14 protein-coding genes and 2 pseudogenes are annotated in these 18,748 nt (G+C 74.7%); 7 read left to right on the forward strand and 9 right to left on the reverse strand.

Annotated features, from left to right (window positions below):
• Together UW392_RS30685 and UW392_RS30690 are read right to left on the reverse strand one after the other, a co-directional pair.
• Positions 1-204 (reverse strand): annotated as a pseudogene (locus UW392_RS30685) (hypothetical protein); the annotation flags it as partial.
• A gap of 1 nt (position 205) precedes the next feature.
• A complete protein-coding gene (locus tag UW392_RS30690; protein WP_320778416.1) occupies positions 206-739 on the reverse strand; it encodes a sigma-70 family RNA polymerase sigma factor in 534 nt (177 codons plus the stop codon).
• A 447-nt stretch (positions 740-1,186) separates the two neighbouring features.
• On the opposite strand from UW392_RS30690, the gene UW392_RS30695 reads away from it, so the two are divergent.
• The gene (locus UW392_RS30695) at positions 1,187-2,203 is read left to right on the forward strand and encodes an aspartate-semialdehyde dehydrogenase (protein ID WP_320778417.1); all 1,017 of its coding nucleotides are present in this window, start codon (positions 1,187-1,189) and stop codon (positions 2,201-2,203) included.
• A 105-nt stretch (positions 2,204-2,308) separates the two neighbouring features.
• Entirely contained in the window at positions 2,309-4,921 is a 2,613-nt protein-coding gene (gene pepN / locus UW392_RS30700; RefSeq protein ID WP_320778418.1) for an aminopeptidase N, read from the forward strand.
• A gap of 34 nt (positions 4,922-4,955) precedes the next feature.
• Here pepN and UW392_RS30705 read toward each other — a convergent pair whose 3' ends face one another.
• Together UW392_RS30705 and UW392_RS30710 are read right to left on the reverse strand one after the other, a co-directional pair.
• The gene (locus UW392_RS30705; RefSeq protein WP_320778419.1) at positions 4,956-6,305 is read right to left on the reverse strand and encodes a M14 family zinc carboxypeptidase; all 1,350 of its coding nucleotides are present in this window, start codon (positions 6,303-6,305) and stop codon (positions 4,956-4,958) included.
• A gap of 43 nt (positions 6,306-6,348) precedes the next feature.
• Positions 6,349-7,305 (reverse strand): EamA family transporter, encoded by a 957-nt coding sequence (locus tag UW392_RS30710; RefSeq protein WP_320778420.1) that lies wholly within the window; start codon positions 7,303-7,305, stop codon positions 6,349-6,351.
• Between the two features lie 131 nt (positions 7,306-7,436).
• Here UW392_RS30710 and UW392_RS30715 point away from each other — a divergent pair, with 131 nt between their 5' ends.
• Positions 7,437-7,937, forward strand: a complete 501-nt coding sequence (locus UW392_RS30715) for a MarR family winged helix-turn-helix transcriptional regulator (protein WP_320778421.1) — start codon at positions 7,437-7,439, stop codon at positions 7,935-7,937.
• On the opposite strand, the gene UW392_RS30720 is transcribed toward UW392_RS30715, so the two are convergent.
• Positions 7,934-9,427, reverse strand: coding sequence for an FAD-dependent oxidoreductase (locus tag UW392_RS30720; RefSeq protein ID WP_320778422.1), 1,494 nt, complete (start codon positions 9,425-9,427; stop codon positions 7,934-7,936). The two genes, UW392_RS30715 and UW392_RS30720, sit on opposite strands and share 4 nt — an antisense overlap.
• Before the next feature lie 103 nt (positions 9,428-9,530).
• Between UW392_RS30720 and UW392_RS30725 the strand changes: the two genes are divergently transcribed.
• Positions 9,531-10,115 (forward strand): TetR family transcriptional regulator, encoded by a 585-nt coding sequence (locus UW392_RS30725; protein WP_320778423.1) that lies wholly within the window; start codon positions 9,531-9,533, stop codon positions 10,113-10,115.
• Positions 10,116-10,204: 89 nt separating this feature from the next.
• Here UW392_RS30725 and UW392_RS30730 read toward each other — a convergent pair whose 3' ends face one another.
• Genes UW392_RS30730 through UW392_RS30740 form a run of 3 tightly spaced genes read right to left on the reverse strand, consistent with a single transcriptional unit; the run spans position 10,205 to position 12,866 of the window.
• Positions 10,205-10,468, reverse strand: coding sequence for a hypothetical protein (locus UW392_RS30730; protein ID WP_320778424.1), 264 nt, complete (start codon positions 10,466-10,468; stop codon positions 10,205-10,207).
• Positions 10,469-10,523: 55 nt separating this feature from the next.
• Positions 10,524-12,611 carry a 4-alpha-glucanotransferase gene (malQ, locus tag UW392_RS30735; RefSeq protein ID WP_320778425.1) on the reverse strand — a complete coding sequence of 696 codons (2,088 nt, stop codon included), beginning with the start codon at positions 12,609-12,611 and terminating at the stop codon, positions 10,524-10,526.
• A gap of 9 nt (positions 12,612-12,620) precedes the next feature.
• Entirely contained in the window at positions 12,621-12,866 is a 246-nt protein-coding gene (locus tag UW392_RS30740; RefSeq protein WP_320778426.1) for a hypothetical protein, read from the reverse strand.
• Positions 12,867-13,150: 284 nt separating this feature from the next.
• On the opposite strand from UW392_RS30740, the gene UW392_RS30745 reads away from it, so the two are divergent.
• A complete protein-coding gene (locus tag UW392_RS30745) occupies positions 13,151-16,276 on the forward strand; it encodes a beta-N-acetylglucosaminidase domain-containing protein (protein WP_320778427.1) in 3,126 nt (1,041 codons plus the stop codon).
• Between the two features lie 80 nt (positions 16,277-16,356).
• Positions 16,357-16,631: pseudogene (locus tag UW392_RS30750) on the forward strand (ABC transporter permease); the annotation flags it as partial.
• A gap of 44 nt (positions 16,632-16,675) precedes the next feature.
• Here UW392_RS30750 and UW392_RS30755 read toward each other — a convergent pair.
• Complete coding sequence (locus tag UW392_RS30755; protein ID WP_320778428.1) at positions 16,676-17,764, reverse strand: mechanosensitive ion channel family protein; 1,089 nt, start codon at positions 17,762-17,764, stop codon at positions 16,676-16,678.
• 319 nt (positions 17,765-18,083) lie between these two features.
• Between UW392_RS30755 and UW392_RS30760 the strand changes: the two genes are divergently transcribed.
• The gene (locus tag UW392_RS30760) at positions 18,084-18,620 is read left to right on the forward strand and encodes an HNH endonuclease (RefSeq protein ID WP_320778429.1); all 537 of its coding nucleotides are present in this window, start codon (positions 18,084-18,086) and stop codon (positions 18,618-18,620) included.
• The last annotated feature ends 128 nt before the right edge of the window (positions 18,621-18,748 follow it).

Raw genomic sequence — 18,748 nt, forward strand, 5'->3', positions numbered from 1 at the left:
CGGAGTGCGGGCGCGCCGGGGCTCGGGCCCGGCCAGCGCCTCCCCCAGCAGTCCCAGCTGCTCGCGCAGCAGCGCCACATCGGCCAGCGCGGCCCGGTGCTCGGCGGCGAACTCCGCGTCGTGCGTGGCGCCCTCGGGCGGCGGCTCGTCCGTGATCGCGGCCATCAGCGCGTCCACGGCGCCCTCGTGCTCGTGCCCGGCCACGTCACACCACCTCGTCCTCGTGCAGGCGGGTGCGCAGGGCGCGGACCGCCGAGTGGAGCCTGCTCTTGACCGTGCCCTCGGGGATGCCCAGCTCCTCGGCGATCCCGCGCACGGACAGGTCGGCGTAGAACCGCAGGACGAGCACCTGGCGCTGGGCGTCGGGCAGTCCGTCCAGACCGCGGGCGACGGCCAGCGAGAGCACGCTGGACTCCTCGTCGGAGGCGTGCGCCGGCTGCCGCAGCGCGGCCAGGCGCTCGCCGAGGCGTTCCTGACGGCGCTTGGCACGGTGCCAGTCCATCGCCAGGTTCGAGGCGACGACGGCCGCCCACGCCGACACGTCCCGCGGCGCCTCGCGTCCGCCCGCGGCCCGCTCCAGGAGCCGCAGGCGGACCTGCTGCACCCCGTCCGGCAGGTCCGCCTGCGGCACTCCGCCGAGCGCGAGCACCGCCCGCACCCGTCGCTCCTGGGCCGCGTCCAGGGGGTCGTCCACCGCTTGGACGACCCCCTGCCCGCGCCGGGCCCTTCTGCGCAGCACGACAGCCCCCTCCCCTCACCGCGTTTCCTCTACGACGCCGGGGGCGCGGGAAACGTTCGGCCCGCCCGGGGTCCTTTCACGCGGTACGCGCGCCGCGCGGGGCGGGTGTGACGCAGGACACGCATGGCGGGCGGGCGTCCGGGCAGGCGCGTGCCGGGTGAAGAGGCGGATCACGGGGGCCGAAGTGGAGTCGTACGTCACACCGGGACGCCGCACGCGCCCCCGCAGCCGGCGGCCCGTGGCCGTACGGCTTCCCGTCCGCGCGCCCCGGGGAGCGGGATCCTGCGGGCCGGGGCGCCCGATCGCGGCGAGCCTCCGTCCGCCGTGTCCCGCACCGGTGCCGTCCACCGCGCGGGCCACCGGACAAAGGATTGGACACGTGGGCCCGCGGACGACGCATGATGGAAAATCCAGGCTCATGCCATACGCACGCAAAAGGGAGTCGCCGTGAGGGTCGGAATCGTCGGAGCCACCGGTCAGGTCGGCACGGTCATGCGCAGCATCCTCGCCGAGCGGGACTTCCCGGTCACCGAGCTGCGCCTGTTCGCCTCGGCCCGCTCGGCCGGTTCGGTGCTGGACGGCGTGACGGTGGAGGACGCCTCGGCGGCCGACTACACGGGCCTCGACATCGTGCTGTTCTCCGCGGGCGGCTCGACCTCCAAGGCGCTGGCCGAGAAGGTGGCCGCCCAGGGCGCCGTCGTGATCGACAACTCCTCGGCCTGGCGCCGCGACCCCGAGGTGCCGCTGGTCGTCGCCGAGGTGAACCCGCACGCGGTGGCCGTACGCCCCAAGGGCATCATCGCCAACCCGAACTGCACGACGATGGCCGCGATGCCGGTGCTGCGCCCGCTGCACGCGGAGGCCGGCCTTCAGGCGCTGGTCGTCGCCACGTACCAGGCGGTCTCCGGCTCCGGGCTGGCGGGCGTCGCGGAGCTGCACGGGCAGGCCCAGAAGGTGATCGCGGACGCGGACAGGCTGACCCACGACGGCGGGGCGGTCGACTTCCCCGAGCCGCAGGTGTACCAGCGCCCGATCGCGTTCAACGTGGTCCCGCTGGCCGGGGCGATCGTCGACGACGGCCGACACGAGACCGACGAGGAGCAGAAGCTCCGCCACGAGTCCCGCAAGATTCTGGAGATCGAGGACCTGAAGGTCTCCGGCACCTGCGTGCGCGTCCCGGTCTTCTCCGGCCACTCCCTCCAGGTGAACGCCCGCTTCGCGCGCCCGGTGAGCGTCGAGCGCGCCACCGAGCTGCTCGGCGGCGCCCCCGGCGTGGCCCTCTCCGACATCCCGACCCCGCTCCAGGCGGCGGGCCAGGACGCCTCCTACGTCGGCCGCATCCGCGCCGACGAGACGGTGGAGAACGGCCTCGCGCTGTTCATCTCCAACGACAACCTCCGCAAGGGCGCGGCCCTGAACGCGGTGCAGATCGCGGAGCTGGTCGCGGCGGAGCTGAAGAGCTGACGTCGGCCGGTCACGTGAGTGAGGGCGCCCGCCGATTCAGGCGGGCGCCCTCACTACGCTCCGTGGAAGGATGGCGCAACGCACACATACCGAGGAGATGACCGCGTGCCTGGCACAAACCTGACCCGTGAAGAGGCGCAGCAGCGGGCGAAGCTGCTCACCATTGACTCGTACGAGATCGATCTCGACCTCTCCGGCGCGCAGGGTGGGGGCACCTCCCGCTCGAGCGCAGCCGAGAGTGGGGGAGGCACCTTCCGGTCCGTGACCACGGTCCGTTTCGACGTGGCCGAGACCGGCGCGGAGTCCTTCATCGACCTCGTGGCCCCGACCGTCCACGAGGTGACCCTCAACGGCGACGGCCTCGACCCCGCGGAGGTCTTCGCGGACTCCCGCATCGCCCTGCCGGGGCTGCTGGAGGGGCGGAACGTCCTCCGTGTCGTCGCCGACTGCGCGTACACCAACACCGGCGAGGGCCTGCACCGCTTCGTCGACCCGGTGGACGACCAGGCGTACCTGTACACCCAGTTCGAGGTGCCGGACGCCCGCCGGGTGTTCGCGAGCTTCGAGCAGCCGGACCTGAAGGCCACGTTCCAGTTCACCGTGAAGGCGCCGGAGGGCTGGACCGTGGTGTCCAACTCGCCGACCCCCGAGGCCAAGGACAACACCTGGGTCTTCGAGCCCACGCCGCGCATCTCCACGTACATCACCGCGCTGATCGCGGGCCCGTACCACTCGGTGCACAGCGTGTACGAGAAGGACGGGCAGAGCGTGCCGCTGGGCATCTACTGCCGTCCCTCGCTCGCCGAGTTCCTGGACGCGGACGCGGTCTTCGAGGTGACGCGGCAGGGCTTCGAGTGGTTCCAGGAGAAGTTCGACTACGCCTACCCGTTCGCCAAGTACGACCAGCTCTTCGTGCCGGAGTTCAACGCGGGCGCGATGGAGAACGCGGGCGCGGTGACCATCCGTGACCAGTACGTCTTCCGGTCGAAGGTGACGGACGCCGCGTACGAGGGCCGTGCCGCGACGATCCTGCACGAGCTGGCCCACATGTGGTTCGGCGACCTGGTCACCATGGAGTGGTGGAACGACCTCTGGCTGAACGAGTCGTTCGCCACCTTCGCCGAGGTCGCCTGCCAGGCGTACGCGCCGGACTCGCGCTGGCCGCACGCCTGGACCACCTTCGCCAACCAGATGAAGACCTGGGCGTACCGGCAGGACCAGCTCCCGTCGACGCACCCGATCATGGCGGAGATCAACGACCTGGACGACGTCCTCGTCAACTTCGACGGCATCACGTACGCCAAGGGCGCGTCCGTGCTGAAGCAGCTCGTCGCGTACGTCGGCATGGACGAGTTCTTCCGGGGCGTGCAGGCGTACTTCAAGCGGCACGCGTACGGCAACACGCGCCTGTCGGACCTGCTGGGCGCCCTGGAGGAGACCTCCGGCCGCGACCTGAAGACCTGGTCGAAGAAGTGGCTGGAGACGGCCGGCATCAACATCCTGCGCCCGGAGATCGAGACCGACGCGAGCGGCGTCATCACCTCCTTCGCGGTCCGCCAGGAGGCCCCCGCCCTGCCCGCCGGCGCCAAGGGCGAGCCGACGCTGCGCCCGCACCGCATCGCGGTCGGCTTCTACGACCTCGACGCGAGCGGGAAGCTGGTCCGCGGAGAGCGCGTCGAGCTGGACGTGGACGGCGAGCTGACCGCCGTACCGCAGCTGGTGGGCAAGGCCCGCCCGGCGGTGGTGCTCCTCAACGACGACGACCTGTCGTACGCGAAGGTCCGCCTCGACGAGCAGTCCCTCGCCTTCGTCACCGAGCACCTCGGCGACTTCGCGGAGTCCCTCCCCCGCGCGCTGTGCTGGGCGTCCGCCTGGGACATGACGCGTGACGGCGAGCTCGCCACCCGCGACTACCTGTCCCTGGTGCTCTCCGGCATCGGCAAGGAGTCCGACATCGGCGTCGTGCAGTCGCTGCACCGGCAGGTCAAGCTGGCGGTCGACCTGTACGCCGACCCGGCGGCCCGCGAGACGCTGCTGACCCGGTGGACCGAGGCCACGCTGGCCCACCTGCGGTCGGCCGAGGCCGCCTCGGACCACCAGCTGGCCTGGGCGCGCGCCTTCGCCGCGACCGCGCGCACGCCGGAGCAGCTGGACCTGCTGGAGGCGCTGCTCGACGGCTCGCAGACGGTCGAGGGGCTGGCCGTCGACACCGAGCTGCGCTGGGCGTTCGTGCAGCGCCTCGCCGCCGTGGGCCGCCACGACGAGGCGGAGATCGCCGCCGAGTACGAGCGTGACCGGACCGCGGCGGGCGAGCGCCACGCGGCCTCGGCCCGGGCCGCGCGCCCGACCGAGGAGGCCAAGGCGGAGGCCTGGGCATCCGTCGTCACCTCCGACAAGCTGCCGAACGCCGTGCAGGAGGCGGTCATCGCGGGCTTCGTCCAGACCGACCAGCGGGAGCTGCTCGCCCCGTACGCGGAGCGGTACTTCGAGGCCGCCAAGGAGGTCTGGGACTCCCGCTCCCACGAGATGGCCCAGCAGATCGTCGTCGGTCTGTACCCGTCGGTCCACGTCTCCGCGGACACCCTCGACCGCACGGACGCCTGGCTGACCGCCACCGACCCCAGCCCGGCCCTGCGCCGGCTCGTCTCCGAGTCCCGCGCGGGCGTGGAGCGGGCCCTGAGGGCGCAGGAGGCGGACGCGGCGGCGACGCAGGCGTAAGCAGTCACCGCGCAGGTGAAGGGCGCCCGGTGGTTCACCGGGCGCCCTTTCCCGTGCCCAGCAGCAGCCGGGCCAGCCGCAGCATGGCGTGGACGTGCAGGGCGGTCTGCCGGCGGACGGGCAGCCAGCGGGCCCCGAAGGAGGTCTCCAGCTCCCGGGACCACCGCCGCACCAGGTCGTCGAGCGCGTCCGCGGCGACCGGGTCGGCGGGCGGCTCGCCGAGGGTCTGGCGCAGCATCGCCGCCGCGCGCAGGGGGACGCGGCGGGCCGCGATGTCGAGGGAGACGGAGTTGCCCACGGTGGTGGCGAGTCCGATCCCGCCCAGGTCGTCGGCGAGGTAGCTCTTCCAGGTGTGCACGATGGCGGGGCCGACGCCGAGCAGTTCCCGGGCGGCCGCGTCGTACGGCAGCAGCGCGGCGGGGACCGGGCCGCGCGGGCCGGGGTCGGGGCCGAGGACCGCCTCCACCTGTTCGCCGCGTTCCAGCAGGGTCCGGCCGACCCGGGCGATCTGTACCTCGGGCTCGGCCGTGCGCCGGGGGTCGCCCACGGCGTCCACCGCCCACATCGGGGCCTCGATCACCGCCGAGACGGTGCCGTGGCGCATGGGGTAGGTCCAGGTCAGCTCCGAGAGGTAGCCGGACACGTCGCGTTCGCCGGGCGCGGCGCCGGACAGCACCAGGATGCCGGGGCCCTCGACGAACCAGTCCAGGCAGTCGAAGGGCCGGTGCTCCAGCGGGATCCGCAGGTTCGCGGCCAGCTCGTGGAAGGTGCGGGCCGCCCCGGGGACCGTACGGGTCAATTGCAGGAACGTTCCGCCGGCTTCGATGCCGTGCAGCGAGAACTGGACGGCGGGGCGCAGTTCGTCGAGCAGGTCCACGAGCGCGTCGGACTCGGGCAGGGGCGCCCGTGCCCGCTGTCCGGCGGGGCGGGACTCCGGCTGCCGGGTGAACTGCTGCCGGTAGAAGTGCCGGTAGTAGCGCTCGACGCGCCACCCCCCGCGGGGCCAGCCGTGCCGTTCGCTGAGCGCCATGCCGTCGGGGTCCAGGCAGAGCAGGAGGTGCCAGGTGCAGTCGAGGGCGTCGAGCAGGGCCGGGTCGAGGGCGAACCGTTCGGCGAGCCGGAGCGCGGAGGCGCCGCCGACCGGCTCGTTGGAGTGGGCGCCGGCGACCGTGAGCACGTGCCGCCGTCCGCGCCCGGCGGACAGGAGCCACAGCGGACGGCCCGCGCGCGAGGTGCCGACGGCGCCCAGCCGCAGCAGGCCGGGATGGGCCGCGACCAGCCGCTCGGCGTGCCGGGCGAGCTCGTCGACGGTGGGGTAGAGCCCTGCGGTGGTGGTGAGGTCACCTGGGGGGAGCGCGGGCGCGGGACCGGCGGTAGCAGCCACGCCAACTCCTTCGCCGGAAACGGATGGTGGTGTTCCGGGACGGTCATGAGCGGGTCCTGCCCAAGGCTCGGCTGGCCGGTCGGGGGGTGTCAACCCCGCGTCCCGGCGCGGCGGCCGGCTCCGGCGGCGGCCCGGCGGCCGTACGGGGCCCCAGCTGCCCGAGCACCGTCGCCCCGAACGCCAGCGCCATGCCCGCCAGCTGGACGGGTGTCAGCGCCTGGCCGAGCGCGGCCCAGCCCACGACGGCCGCGGTGAGCGGGGAGAGCGGTCCGAGGAAGGTGACCTGGGTCGCGGTGAGCCGCCCGATGCCGCGGAACCAGAGCCAGTACGCGATTGCCGTGTTCGCCAGCGCGAGGTACAGGTACCCGCCGGCCGCGCGGCCGTCCAGCGCGGGCGGGGCCCCCTCCACCAGCAGGGCGAGGGGCGCGATGAACAGCCCGCCCGCGGTCAGCTGCCAGCCGGTCAGCGCGAGCGGGCCGACGCCCTCCGGCCGGCCCCAGCGCTGGGTGAGCACCGTGCCGGTGGACATGCAGGCGGTGGAGGCGAGGGCCGCCAGGACGCCGACGGTGTCCAGCGCGCCCGCCGCCCGGAGGACGACGAGGCTCACCCCGAGGGCCGCGGCGACCCCGGTGAGCAGGGTGCTTACGGTCGGGCGTTCGCCCAGCAGCACGGCGGCCAGCCCCGCGACGAACAGCGGCCCGACCGAGCCGACGACCGCGGCCGTGCCGCCCGGCAGCCGGTAGGCCGCGAGGAACAGCAGCGGGAAGAAGGCGCCGATGTTGAGCGCGCCCAGCACCGTGGCCCTGCCCCACCAGGCGCCCCGGGGCAGCACCCGGGCGAGGGCGAGCAGCAGCAGCCCGGCGGGCAGGGCCCGCACCGTCGCCGTGAACAGGGGCCGGTCCGCCGGGAGGAACTCGGTGGTGACGGCGTAGGTGGTGCCCCAGGAGACGGGGGCGAGGGCGGTGAGGAGGACGAGGGTGACGCGGCGGTTCGCGGCCATGGGGCGCCCTTCGCGGGGACGGGGACAGGTGCGGGCGGCTCGGTCGATCACTGACAAGTAGCTTAGCGCTAAGCAACTTGCCGTCAAGCCACTTAGTTGCGGGCGACCGGCAGCCGACGGATACTCGCCCCATGGAGCAGCCTTCCAAGGACCCCGTCGACGCGATCATCGACCAGTGGGCGGTGACCCGGCCCGACCTGGACACCACCGCGATGGAGGTCTTCGGGCGGATCTACCGGCTCTCGCGGGCCCTGGGCGACCGCATGGAGAAGGCGTACGCGCGGCACGGCATCGCGCGCGGCGAGTTCGACGTCCTGGCCACCCTGCGGCGCTCGGGTCCCCCGCACACCCTCTCGCCCCGGCAGCTGTCGGCCACGCTGATGCTCACCACCGGTGGCATGACCGGCCGCCTGGACAAGCTGGAGCGCGCGGGGCTGCTCCGCCGCTCCCCCGACCCGCACGACCGGCGGGGGCTCCGGGTGACCCTCACGGACGAGGGGCTGCGACTGGTGGACGAGGCGGTCGTCGACGGGCTGGCCGTCCAGACGGAGGCGCTCTCCCACCTGGACGAGGAACAGGCCGGCCACCTGGCCGACCTGTTGCGCACGCTGGTCCGGGGCACCGGCGCCTAGAAACCCTCCTGGCGCCCCGCCCCGGCGGCGGCCAGCGCCGCCCGGACGGCCCGGCCGTCGGCCGCCCCGTCCTCCGCCGCCCAGGCCACGTAACCGTCGGGGCGCACGAGCACGGTCGTGCGCCGTCCGCTCGCCCAGCTCTCCACCGCGAGACGGGCGCCCGGAGCGGGGAGCTCCGCCGCGTCCCGGTGCGGCGGCTGCGGGGTGATGAGCACGAACCGGCCGCCGCGCAGCGCCTCGTACAGCCGGCCGCCCTTCAGCGCGACGTCCGGGACCCGGGTGCCGACGAGGCGGTGGGAGCCGCGCGGGGCGGCGTACCCGTATCCGATGGCGCTGATCCGGCCGAGCATCCTGGCGCGCGCGGGGCCGGACCGGTCGAGGAGCGCGGTGAGCGCACCCCGCAGCGCCAGCGTCCACGGGCGCTTGGCCATGGCGAGCCGGACGATCCCGCCGCTGATGCGGAGCACGGACTCGCCGACGGGGTGACGTTCGTCCTGGTAGGTGTCCAGCAGGGCGGGCTCCGCGCGCCCGTCGAGGACCGCCGCGAGCTTCCAGCTCAGGTTGGCCGCGTCCTGGAGCCCGGTGTTCATGCCCAGGCCGCCGGCCGGGCTGTGGACGTGCGCGGCGTCCCCGGCGAGCAGGACGCGGCCCACCCGGTACGCGGGGACCTGCCGCTCGTCGCTGTGGAAACGGGACATCCAGCGGGCGTCGTGCATGCCGTAGTCGCGGCCGAGGGCGCGCCGGGCGATCGCCCGGACCTCGTCGAGCCCGAGCGGCTCGCTCTCGGGGACGTCGCGCCGGCGGTCCCAGCCGATGACCCGGTGGTAGCCGTCGCCGAAGGGGGCGACGAAGGCGAAGGCGTCGCCGACGGCGTTCGCGGTCAGCGGGCCCTCGGGCGCCTCGTCGAGCAGCACGTCGGCAAGGACGACGGAGCGGATGACCGCCCGGCCGGGGAAGGGCAGGCCGACCGCCTCGCGTACGGCGCTGCGGTGCCCGTCGGCCCCGACGGCGTACGCGGCGGTCAGTTCCGCCCGCCCGCCGTCCGGGCCCGTGACCCGCACGGTGACCGCGTCGGCGTCCTGGACCACTCCCGTCACCTCGGTCCCGTACCGGAACCGTACCCCCGCCTCGGCCGCACGCCGCTCCAGCACCTTCTCCACCTCGTACTGCGGGATCACGAGGATGTGCCGGAAGCGGGACGGCAGGCGGTCGAACCGGATGGTGAGCCTGCCGAAGAGGCGGGCGCGGTCCGCCGGGCGGCCGATCGCCTCCAGTTCGTCGGCGAGCCCGCGGGCATCGAGCTGCTCCAGGGTGCGGGCGTGCACGGCGAAGGCACGGGACAGGTTGCTGATGCCGGGCGGACGCCGCTCGACCAGCGTGACGTCGACGCCCGCGGCGGCCAGGTCGCCGGCGAGCAGCAGGCCGGTGGGACCGGCGCCGACGACGATCACGTCGCGCGGTGCCGCGACGGAATGGATGGTGCCGGTCATGACGGCCTCCTCCCGTCGGCCAACACCTGTTGGCCAACGCCTGTTCACCAACGTACGGCGGCCCCGCTGGACCGTCAACAAGCGTTGGCCTACGTTTGTGGGCATGGTCGACACCCCGCCCGTCACCCCGGCCCGCCGCTCCGACGCGACGCGGGGCGCGATCCTCGCCGCGGCACGCGAGCGGTTCGCCGCCGACGGCTACGAGCGGGCCACCATCCGCGCGATCGCGCGGGACGCGGGGATCGACCCGTCGATGGTGATGCGGTACTACGGCTCCAAGGAGGGGCTGTTCGCCGCGGTCCTCGACGTCGACCTGCGGCTGCCCGGGATGGAGGGGGTGGGTCCCCGGGAGGCCGGCCGGGTCCTGGTGAGCCACTTCCTCGACCTGTGGGAGGAGAACCACGACGTCCTCACCGCGATGCTGCGCGTCGGGGTCACCAACCGTGCGGCCGCCGAGGGCATGCAGGGCGTCTTCCGCGACCAGATCGTGCCCCTGGCCCGCCGGGTGTGCCCCGATCCCGGGCAGGCCGCGACCCGGGCCGCGCTCACCGCGTCACAGATGCTGGGCCTGGCCCTCACCCGCTACGTCCTGCGCCTGCCGCCCACCGTCGCCCTGACCCGCGAGGAGATCGTGCGGTGGCTGGGCCCGACGGTGCAGCGCTACCTCACGGCACCGGACCCCGGCTGACGGGCCGACGGGCCGACGACACGCCGAGGGCACCCACCTCGCACACGCGGTGCGGTGGGTGCCCTGGAGAGACAGCGTCGGCGCGGCCGTCAGGCCTTGACCGGGGCCTTGCCCTTGACCTTCGGCTCACGGTCCGTCGACCGGTCCAGGACCATGACCAGGCCCGCGATCACCGCGAACAGGACGATCGGCGCCACGACGAACAGGCCCACCGTCTCGATCACGCTCAGACCGGTTCCCGGGTCGTCACCGTCGTCACGCGTCAGCGCGAGCGCGGGGGACGACATGAGCAGCATCATCAGCGTCGTACCGGCGGCCAGGGCGCCGGCGCGCAGGGCGTTCTTCTTGTCCACAGTGCCAAGTTAGCGAACGCCGGTGCGAACCGCGCGCCCGGGGTGCCGTATGGACTCAGTCTCCCCCCACGGGCCCCTCCTTCACCCCCCGCCCCCGGACCACCTCCACCAGCGCGTGCAGCCGGGGCGAGGCCGCCAGTTCCTCCAGGCTGACCGGGCGGCCGGCGGCGTCGGCGACGGGCAGGCGCCAGTTCGGGTACTGGTCCCAGGTGCCCGGCAGGTTCTGCGGCCGGCGGTCACCGACCGTGTCGGGCAGCCAGAGGCCGACCAGGCGGGCCGGAGTGCGCAGCAGGAAGCGGTGGACCGCCTGGATCTCGGCCTCCTCCGACGCGGCGCAGATGCCCCCGCTCGCCCCCTCCAGCAGGCCCAGCCGGGAGAGCAGGGCCAGCCACTCCCCCGTGTCGGCGGCGGCAGCGGCGCGCTCCTCGTCCAGCGGGCGGGTCAGCAGGCCGAGGCGGGCGCGGAGTTCGACGTGGTCGCCGGTGAGCCGGGAGGCCGTCGACGGCAGGTCATGGGTGGTCGCGGTGGCCAGGCACCCCGCCCGCCAGCGCTCGGGCGGCAGCGGCAGCCCGTCGCCCTCCCAGTCGCGTTCGAACCACAGCACCGACGTGCCCAGCACGCCCCGGGCGTCGAGCGCCTCGCGCACCCCCGGCTCGACCGTCCCCAGGTCCTCGCCGATCACCAGCGTCCCGGCCCGGGATGCCTCCAGCACGAGTATCGCCAGCATGGCCTCGGCGTCGTAGTAGACGTACGTGCCCTCGGTCGGCGGCTGCCCCTGGGGCACCCACCACAGCCGGAACAGGCCCATCACGTGGTCGATGCGCAGGGCGCCCGCGTGCCGCAGCAGGGCCCGCAGCAGCCGGCGGTAGGGGACGTAGCCGGAGGCGGCCAGCCGGTCGGGGCGCCACGGGGGCAGGCCCCAGTCCTGGCCGAGGGCGTTGAAGGCGTCCGGGGGCGCGCCGACCGACATGCCCGCGGCGAAGTACTCCTGCTGCGCCCAGGCGTCGGCCCCGTCCGGGTGGACGCCCACGGCCAGGTCGTGCACGAGCCCCACCGGCATCCCGGCGTCGCGCGCGGCGCGCTGGGCGGCGGCGAGCTGTTCCTCGGTGAGCCAGGCGAGCCGGCAGTGGAAGTCGACGCGGTCCATCAGCCCGGCCCGCGCGCGGGCCGTCTCGGGCGAGCGCGGGTCACGCAGGCCGGCGGGCCAGCGCCGCCAGTCGGAGCCGTGCACCTCGGCGAGCGCACTCCAGGTGGCGTGGTCCTCCAGGGCCTCGCCCTCCTCGGCGAGGAAGTCGCAGTACGCGGCCCGCCGGCCGGGCCCCAGCGGCACCGCGCACACGAGTTCCAGCGCCTCGCGCTTGATCTCCCACACGGCGTCCCGGTCGATCAGCTCCCCCGCGTCGAGCACGGACGCGCGCAGCCGCGCGGCCCGGTCCAGCAGCCCGCGGAGCCGCTCGCGGTCTTCGGCGTACGCGTACTCGGGAACGTCCTCGACGCGCAGGTGCACCGGGTCCGGGTAACGGCGCGAGGAGGGCCGGTACGGGGAGGGGTCGGTCGGAGTGCCGGGCACGGCCGCGTGCAAGGGGTTGACCTGGACGAAGCCCGCGCCGAGCGCCCGCCCGGCCCACGCCGAGAGCTCCGCGAGGTCACCGAGGTCGCCCATGCCCCAACTGCGCCGGGAGAGCAGGGAGTACAGCTGGACGAGGATCCCGTACGCGCGTCCGGGCGGCGCGGGCAGCTCCGGCGGGGCGACGACGAGGTGGGCGGCGGCGGTACGGCCGTCGGGCGCGGTGGCACGGAGGGCGTGCACGCCGGGGGGCAGGTCCTCGGCGGTGGAGCGGAGTTCGCCCTGCTCGGTCTCGATCCGCAGACGGGTACCGGCGGGCAGGCCGGCCAGGGCGAAGGGCGCGCGGCCGGCCCAGCACACCACGGTGGGCGGCAACAGCCGTTCGAGCGCTTCCTGTTCACGGGCGGTCAGGGCGTCCCGTACGGCCTGCGGGCCGTGCGCGTCGACGCCGAGCGCGGCGAGGGCGGCGACGACCGCGCTCCCGGAGGCGGCGACGGTACGGCCCGGGGACGGACTGTAGGAGGTGGCGACACCGTACAGACGGGCCAGCCGGGACAGCGGGGTCTCGTCCTCCATGTCCTCCATCTACACCCCCGAGGGATCGGCGCCCCAGGCCGCACCCGCGGGTGTCGGCTCGCTGGTCAGGGGCACGCTGTCGGTGAGGGGCGGCTCACTGGTGAGCGGTTCGGCGTCGGGCAGCGGGGGTTCGCTCGTCAGCGGCGTCTCGAAACAGGCACCCTCCGCGCTGAAGGCGCACACGTGGTGCTCGGGGTCGGCGGACGGCTCCGCCACGGGTTTGGAACGAGCCGGAACCGGAAGGCGTGCGGCCACGGGGGCCTCCTTGTCGTCGTACGGCTGGGCGGGTCACCGGCAGCCCTACCCCGTGGGCGACGCGCCAGACGTTACCGGGCGGGCAACGTGGCGCTGGTCACACACCCTCCGTCGCACCTCTGTCACCGCGCGTGCAAGTCGGGGCGATTCTGGCACATCGACCACGCCCGTTGACACTGCGACCACGCGAATGGTGGGCTCATGGCCGCTCCGACGCGGGAACCCATGCCTGAACGGATGCCCGGCGAGCGGCGTACGGAACGAGGACCAGGGGAGGAGGGGCCGTGCGACACCGGTACGGAAAGGGAGCGGCGGCCGTCGCGATCGCCGTGGTGGCGGGTGCGCTGGGCGGGGCTTCCCCCCTGACGGTGCCGACCGCGCGGACGGCCGCGCCGGACACCTCCGCACGGCCCGCGCCGGCGGCCGTACCGGACTCCCCGCGGCCCTCCACCGCGGCCCCGGACACGGACACGGCCGCGCCCTCCGGGCAGCGGTCCACTCCCGCCCCGGACCGGCCGGCCCCGCACGGCACCGTCCCCGCCGTCTGGCCGCGTCCGCAGTCCTTGAGCGCGAACGGCGCCGGGGTGGCGGTCACCGAGGAGGTCGTGCTGGTCGCGGACGCGTCGGCCGATCCCCACGCCGTCGACGTACTGCGGGAGTTGCTGCTGGGGGCCGGGGCCCGCGAGGTCACCACGGTCCGCGAGGGGGCCGCGCTGCCGGCCGGCGCCCTGGTGGTGCGGGCGGGCGAGGAGGCCGCGGACGGCGCGGCTGCCCCGGACGCGGAGCGACACGTGGAGCGGCACGCGGAACGGCACGTGGAGCGGCACGTGGAGCGGGCCCTCACCGCCCTGGGCGCCGAGCCCCGTGCCGATCTGCCCTCCGGCGGCTACCGCCTTGCCGTCGGCCGGGTCGGGAAGCACGACACCGTGGCCCTCGCCGGGGTGGGTGAGGACGGCCTGTTCCACGCCGCGCAGACACTGCGCCGGCTGGTCACCGAGGGCGCGTCCGGCGCGGACGGCACCCGGCGGATCGCGGGCGTCGTGGTCCGCGACTGGCCCGGCACGGCGGTGCGCGGCGTCTCCGAGGGCTTCTACGGCACCCCGTGGACGGCGGAACAGCGCCTGGCGCAGCTGGACTTCATGGGCCGCACCAAGCAGAACCGCTATGTCTACGCCCCGGGTGACGACCTCCACCGCCAGGCCCGCTGGCGGGAGCCCTACCCGGCCCGGCAGCAGGCCGAGTTCCGGGAGCTGGCGGAGCGGGCGGACCGCAACCACGTCACCCTGACCTGGGCGGTGGCTCCGGGGCAGGCGATGTGCTTCTCGTCGGCGGACGACGTCCGGGCGCTCACCCGGAAGCTGGACGCGATGGCGGAGCTGGGCTTCCGGGCCTTCCACCTCCAGTTCCAGGACGTCAGTTACACCGAGTGGCACTGCCGGGCGGACGCCGAGGAGTTCGGCACCGGACCCGGGGCGGCGGCGCGCGCCCAGGCCCGGGTCGCCGACGCGGTCGCCCGGCACCTCGCCGCACGGCAGCCGGAGGCGGCGGAGCTGACCGTGATGCCGACCGAGTACTACCAGGACGGCCCGACCGAGTACCGCGACGCCCTGACGGCGGCGCTGGACGACGGGATCCAGGTGGCGTGGACGGGCATCGGTGTGGTGCCGCGGACGATCACCGGGGAGGAGGTCGCCCGCACCCGGGCCGCGTTCGCCGGCCACCCGCTGGTCACGGTCGACAACTACCCGGTCAACGACTACGCCCAGGACCGCGTCTTCCTCGGTCCCTACACCGGCCGCCAGCCCGCCGTCGGCAGCGGTTCGGCGGCCCTCCTCGCCACCGCGATGCAGCAGGCCGAGGCGTCCCGCATTCCCCTGTTCACCGTCGCGGACTACGCCTGGAACCCGCGTTCCTACCGGCCCGAGGAGTCCTGGCGGGCCGCGATCGACGACCTCGCGCAGGGCGACCCGGACCGCGCCGAGGCGCTCACCGCGCTGGCGGGCAACACCGCCTCGTCCGTGCTCGGCTCCACCGAGTCGGCGTACCTGCGCCCGCTCCTCGACGACTTCTGGCAGGCCCGGACGGCCACGGACCGCGCCGCCGCGGAGCGGCGGCTGCGGGCCGCGTTCACGGTGCTGCGCGAGGTCCCGGACCGGCTGGCGGGCTCCCCGCTCGCCGCCGAGGTCGAGCCCTGGACCGGGCAGCTGGCGCGCTACGGCGAGGCGGGCGAGGGCGCCCTCGCGATGCTCCGCGCACAGGAGGGCGACGACGCCACGGCGGCCTGGGCGGCGTACCGGTCCGTCAAGGAGCTGCGGGCCAGGCTCGGCGAGACGCGGGCGACGGTCGGCGAGGGCGTGCTGGACGCGTTCCTCGACCGGGCCGTGCGGGCGTACGACACCTGGGCGGGGCTCGACCACGCGATCGGGACGGGCGCTCCGGAAGAGGAAGAGGCAGGGGCCGGGGACGGCCGCTTCGGCCGGGTCCGTACCCTCACCGCGGTGACGGTGCTCGCCGAACCCGGTACGGACGGGACGGTCGAGGCGCACGTGCCGGGCGAGGGCTGGCGGCCCCTCGGCACCCTCGCCCGCGGCGGCGCGACGGAGATCCGGCCGCGGGAGGCCGTACGGGCGGACGCCCTGCGGGTGACCGGCGGCCCCGTGCGCCACCTCGTGCCCTGGTACGCGGACGAGCCGGCCGTCTCCCTGGAGCTGACGAACCCGGAGACGGACGTGGAACTCGGGGGCGAGCGGACGGTCACGGCCCGGCTGACCTCCGGGCGGCCCACGGACGTCCCCGCGCGGCTGACCGCACGGGCGCCCGCGGGCATCAAGGTGAAGGTCCCGTCCCGGACGACCGTGCCGCGCGGCACGGCGGTCGACGTACCGGTGAAGGTGACGGTACCCGCCGGGACACCTTCGGGCACGTACGAGGTCGAGGTGGCGCTCGGCGCCGGGGAGACGCGCACGCTCACCGTGCGGGCCTTCCCCCGTACGGCCGGCGACGACCTCGCGCGCGGGGCGGCGGCGACCTCCTCGGCGGACGAGACCCCGGACTTCCCCGCGACGGCGGCGGGCGACGGCGACGCGGGGACCCGCTGGTCGTCCCCCGCCGAGGACGGTGCCTGGTGGCAGACGGAGCTGCCCCGGCCCGTACGCCTCGGCCAGGTGGTGCTGCACTGGCAGGACGCGTACGCGGCGGAGTACCGCGTCCAGGTCTCGGCCGACGGCCGCACCTGGCGCACGGCGGCGGCCGTACGGCACGGCGGGGGCGGCCGTGAGGCGATCCGCATGGACGAGCGGGACGTCCGCTTCGTACGGGTGCAGGGCGTCGAACGGGCCACGGAGTACGGTTACTCGCTGTGGTCGGTGGAGGCGTACGCGGTGGCGGAGGAGGCGCGGGGGGACCGCTGAACCCCGACTCCGACGGCCGCCCGGAGCGCACGACGTACCGCTCGACGGACGCCGTGGCGCGCGCCACGGCGCCGCTGCCGGCCGCCCAGGTGGCCGCCGGAGTGCCGTACCGGGTGCTCGGCCGGGCCCTGCTGCTGGAGACGGCGCTGCCGCTGCTCCTCCCGGCGCTGCTCGCGGCCGCCGGCGGCATGGCGATCGGCACGGGGTACGCCGGACTCGCCGCCGGGAGCGACTGCGTGCCGTACACCGCGCTGCTGGTGCCGCTCTGGTCCGCGCGGCCTGCCTGCCGGCCGCGGCCACCTCGCTGCCCCTCCTGCGCCGCACGGTGCGCCCGGCGGAGCTGCGGTACGTGTGAGGGGGTGCCCGGGCTCCCCGGGCACCCCCCCACGGAACGCTCGCCTACTTCGTCGTCGGCACGATCGGCGAGGCCGCCACCGACTGCGGGGACGTGGCGGAGGCGTACGCGGACGGGGCCGCCACGCCCGCCGTCGGGTCGGCCGCCGGCTCCGCGTCCGCCTGGGCCGGCATGCCGCCCACGATCTGGATGTCGGCCCCGTCGAAGGCGACCTTGATGCGCCAGCGCAGCTCGCGCTCCACGGAGAGCGCCTTGCCGGGCATGGTCTTGGCCGAGACGCGCACCACCATCGACTCGAGCAGCACGCTGTCCAGGCCCAGCACCTCGACCGGCCCCCACAGGCGCTCGTTCCAGGGCTCGTCCCGGCTCATGCCGGCGCCGACCTCCAGCAGGACGCGGCGCACCTTCTCCAGGTCCTCGTCGGGGCGCACGGTGACGTCGACGCCCGCGGTGGCCCAGCCCTGGGAGAGGTTGCCGATGCGCTTCACCTCGCCGTTGCGGACGTACCAGATCTCACCGTTGTCACCGCGCAGCTTGGTCACGCGCAGCCCGACCTCGATCACCTCGCCCGAGGCGACGCCCGCGTCGATGGAGTCCCCCACCCCGTACTGGTCCTCGAGGATCATGAAGACGCCGGAAAGGAAGTCCGTCACCAGGTTGCGGGCGCCGAAACCGATCGCCACGCCCGCGACACCGGCCGACGCCAGCAGCGGGGCCAGGTTTATCTGGAAGGTGGCGAGGACCATCAGCGCGGCCGTGCCCAGGATCAGGAAGGACGCGACCGAGCGCAGCACCGAGCCGATGGCCTGGGAGCGCTGGCGGCGGCGTTCCACATTGACCAGCAACCCGCCGAGGGCGGTGCCGTCGACCGCCTGGGCCGTACGGTTCATGCGGTCTATCAGCTTGGTGATGGCCCGGCGTATCACCACTCTCAGCGCCACCGCGATCACCACGATGAGCAGGACCCGCAGCCCGATCGCGAGCCACGTGGACCAGTTCTGCTCGACCCAGCTGGCGGCGTTCGTCGCGCTCTCCTGGGCGTCCTGGAACGTGGGCACCGCGGGCGTCGACGACTCCGAGGGCGTCGGCGACGGCTCGGCACCCGCGGCAGGTGGGACGACGGACAAAAACACGGCTGTACCTCCAGTGCGGCGGTCCGCTCCGGCCCGGTGAGGCCGATCAAGGTCACGGAAAGGTAACCGGACGGGCGGATCCACCACACTATCGGGGCATCATGTGCGGATCGTCCCCATGTTCCGGGAAGAAACTGTGCCCACCCGTGATGAACAGGGGGGATGAACCGCCCCTGTGCCGGGGGATGAATGGGGTGTGGTCGAAAACACTCCCAGCCCGTTACCGGGACATGGTGGCGCTTCCGCCAGGCCGGAGGGGAGACTGACTACGGATCGTCCCGGCGCGAGCCACGCGCCGCCGGCGTACAAGGAGGCATCCGTGCCGCACGTCCTGGTTCTCAACGCGTCGTACGAGCCGCTCGGCGTCGTACCGCTCCGCCGCGCGCTCGTCCTCGTCCTCGAGAACAAGGCAGTCTGCCTCGAGGAGTCCGGCGCCCACCTGCACAGCGCGACCGTCACGCTCCCCGCACCCAGCGTGGTCCGGCTGAAGAGGTTCGTGCGGGTCCCCTACCGGGGGCCCGTCCCACTGACCCGTCGGGCGCTCTTCGCGCGCGACGGCGGCCGGTGCATGTACTGCGGTGGCGTCGCAACCAGCGTCGACCACGTCATCCCGCGCAGCCGCGGGGGCAAGCACGTCTGGGACAACGTGGTGGCGTCCTGCCGCCGCTGCAACCACGTGAAGGCCGACCGGCACCTCGTCGAGATCGGCTGGCGGCTGCGCCACAAACCCGCCCCACCCACCGGCCTGGCCTGGCGCATCATCGGCACGGGCCATAGGGACCCGCGCTGGCTGCCCTATCTGCAGCCGTTCGGCGCGGACGACGCCCTGGCCCGGATCGACGGCATATCCGCCTGACGGTCCGGGCCTTCGCATGTCCGGGGGCCGTCCGGGACACCCCCGCGGTGCGCGGCGCTTTCGTGACCGCGCCCGTGCGGGAGCCGCCCCGGGCCGCCGCCGGCGAGGCCGCGCGTCCGGCGCGGGCC

It is taken from the genome of Streptomyces sp. CRN 30, assembly GCF_034105845.1.

Coding starts and splice junctions, on each gene's coding strand:
- UW392_RS30710 (WP_320778420.1), bottom strand. CDS start 7,305: ATGGCCGCGAACCGCCGCGTCACCCTCGTCCTCCTCACCGCCCTCGCC.
- UW392_RS30715 (WP_320778421.1), top strand. CDS start 7,437: ATGGAGCAGCCTTCCAAGGACCCCGTCGACGCGATCATCGACCAGTGG.
- UW392_RS30720 (WP_320778422.1), bottom strand. CDS start 9,427: ATGACCGGCACCATCCATTCCGTCGCGGCACCGCGCGACGTGATCGTC.
- UW392_RS30725 (WP_320778423.1), top strand. CDS start 9,531: ATGGTCGACACCCCGCCCGTCACCCCGGCCCGCCGCTCCGACGCGACG.
- malQ (WP_320778425.1), bottom strand. CDS start 12,611: ATGGAGGACGAGACCCCGCTGTCCCGGCTGGCCCGTCTGTACGGTGTC.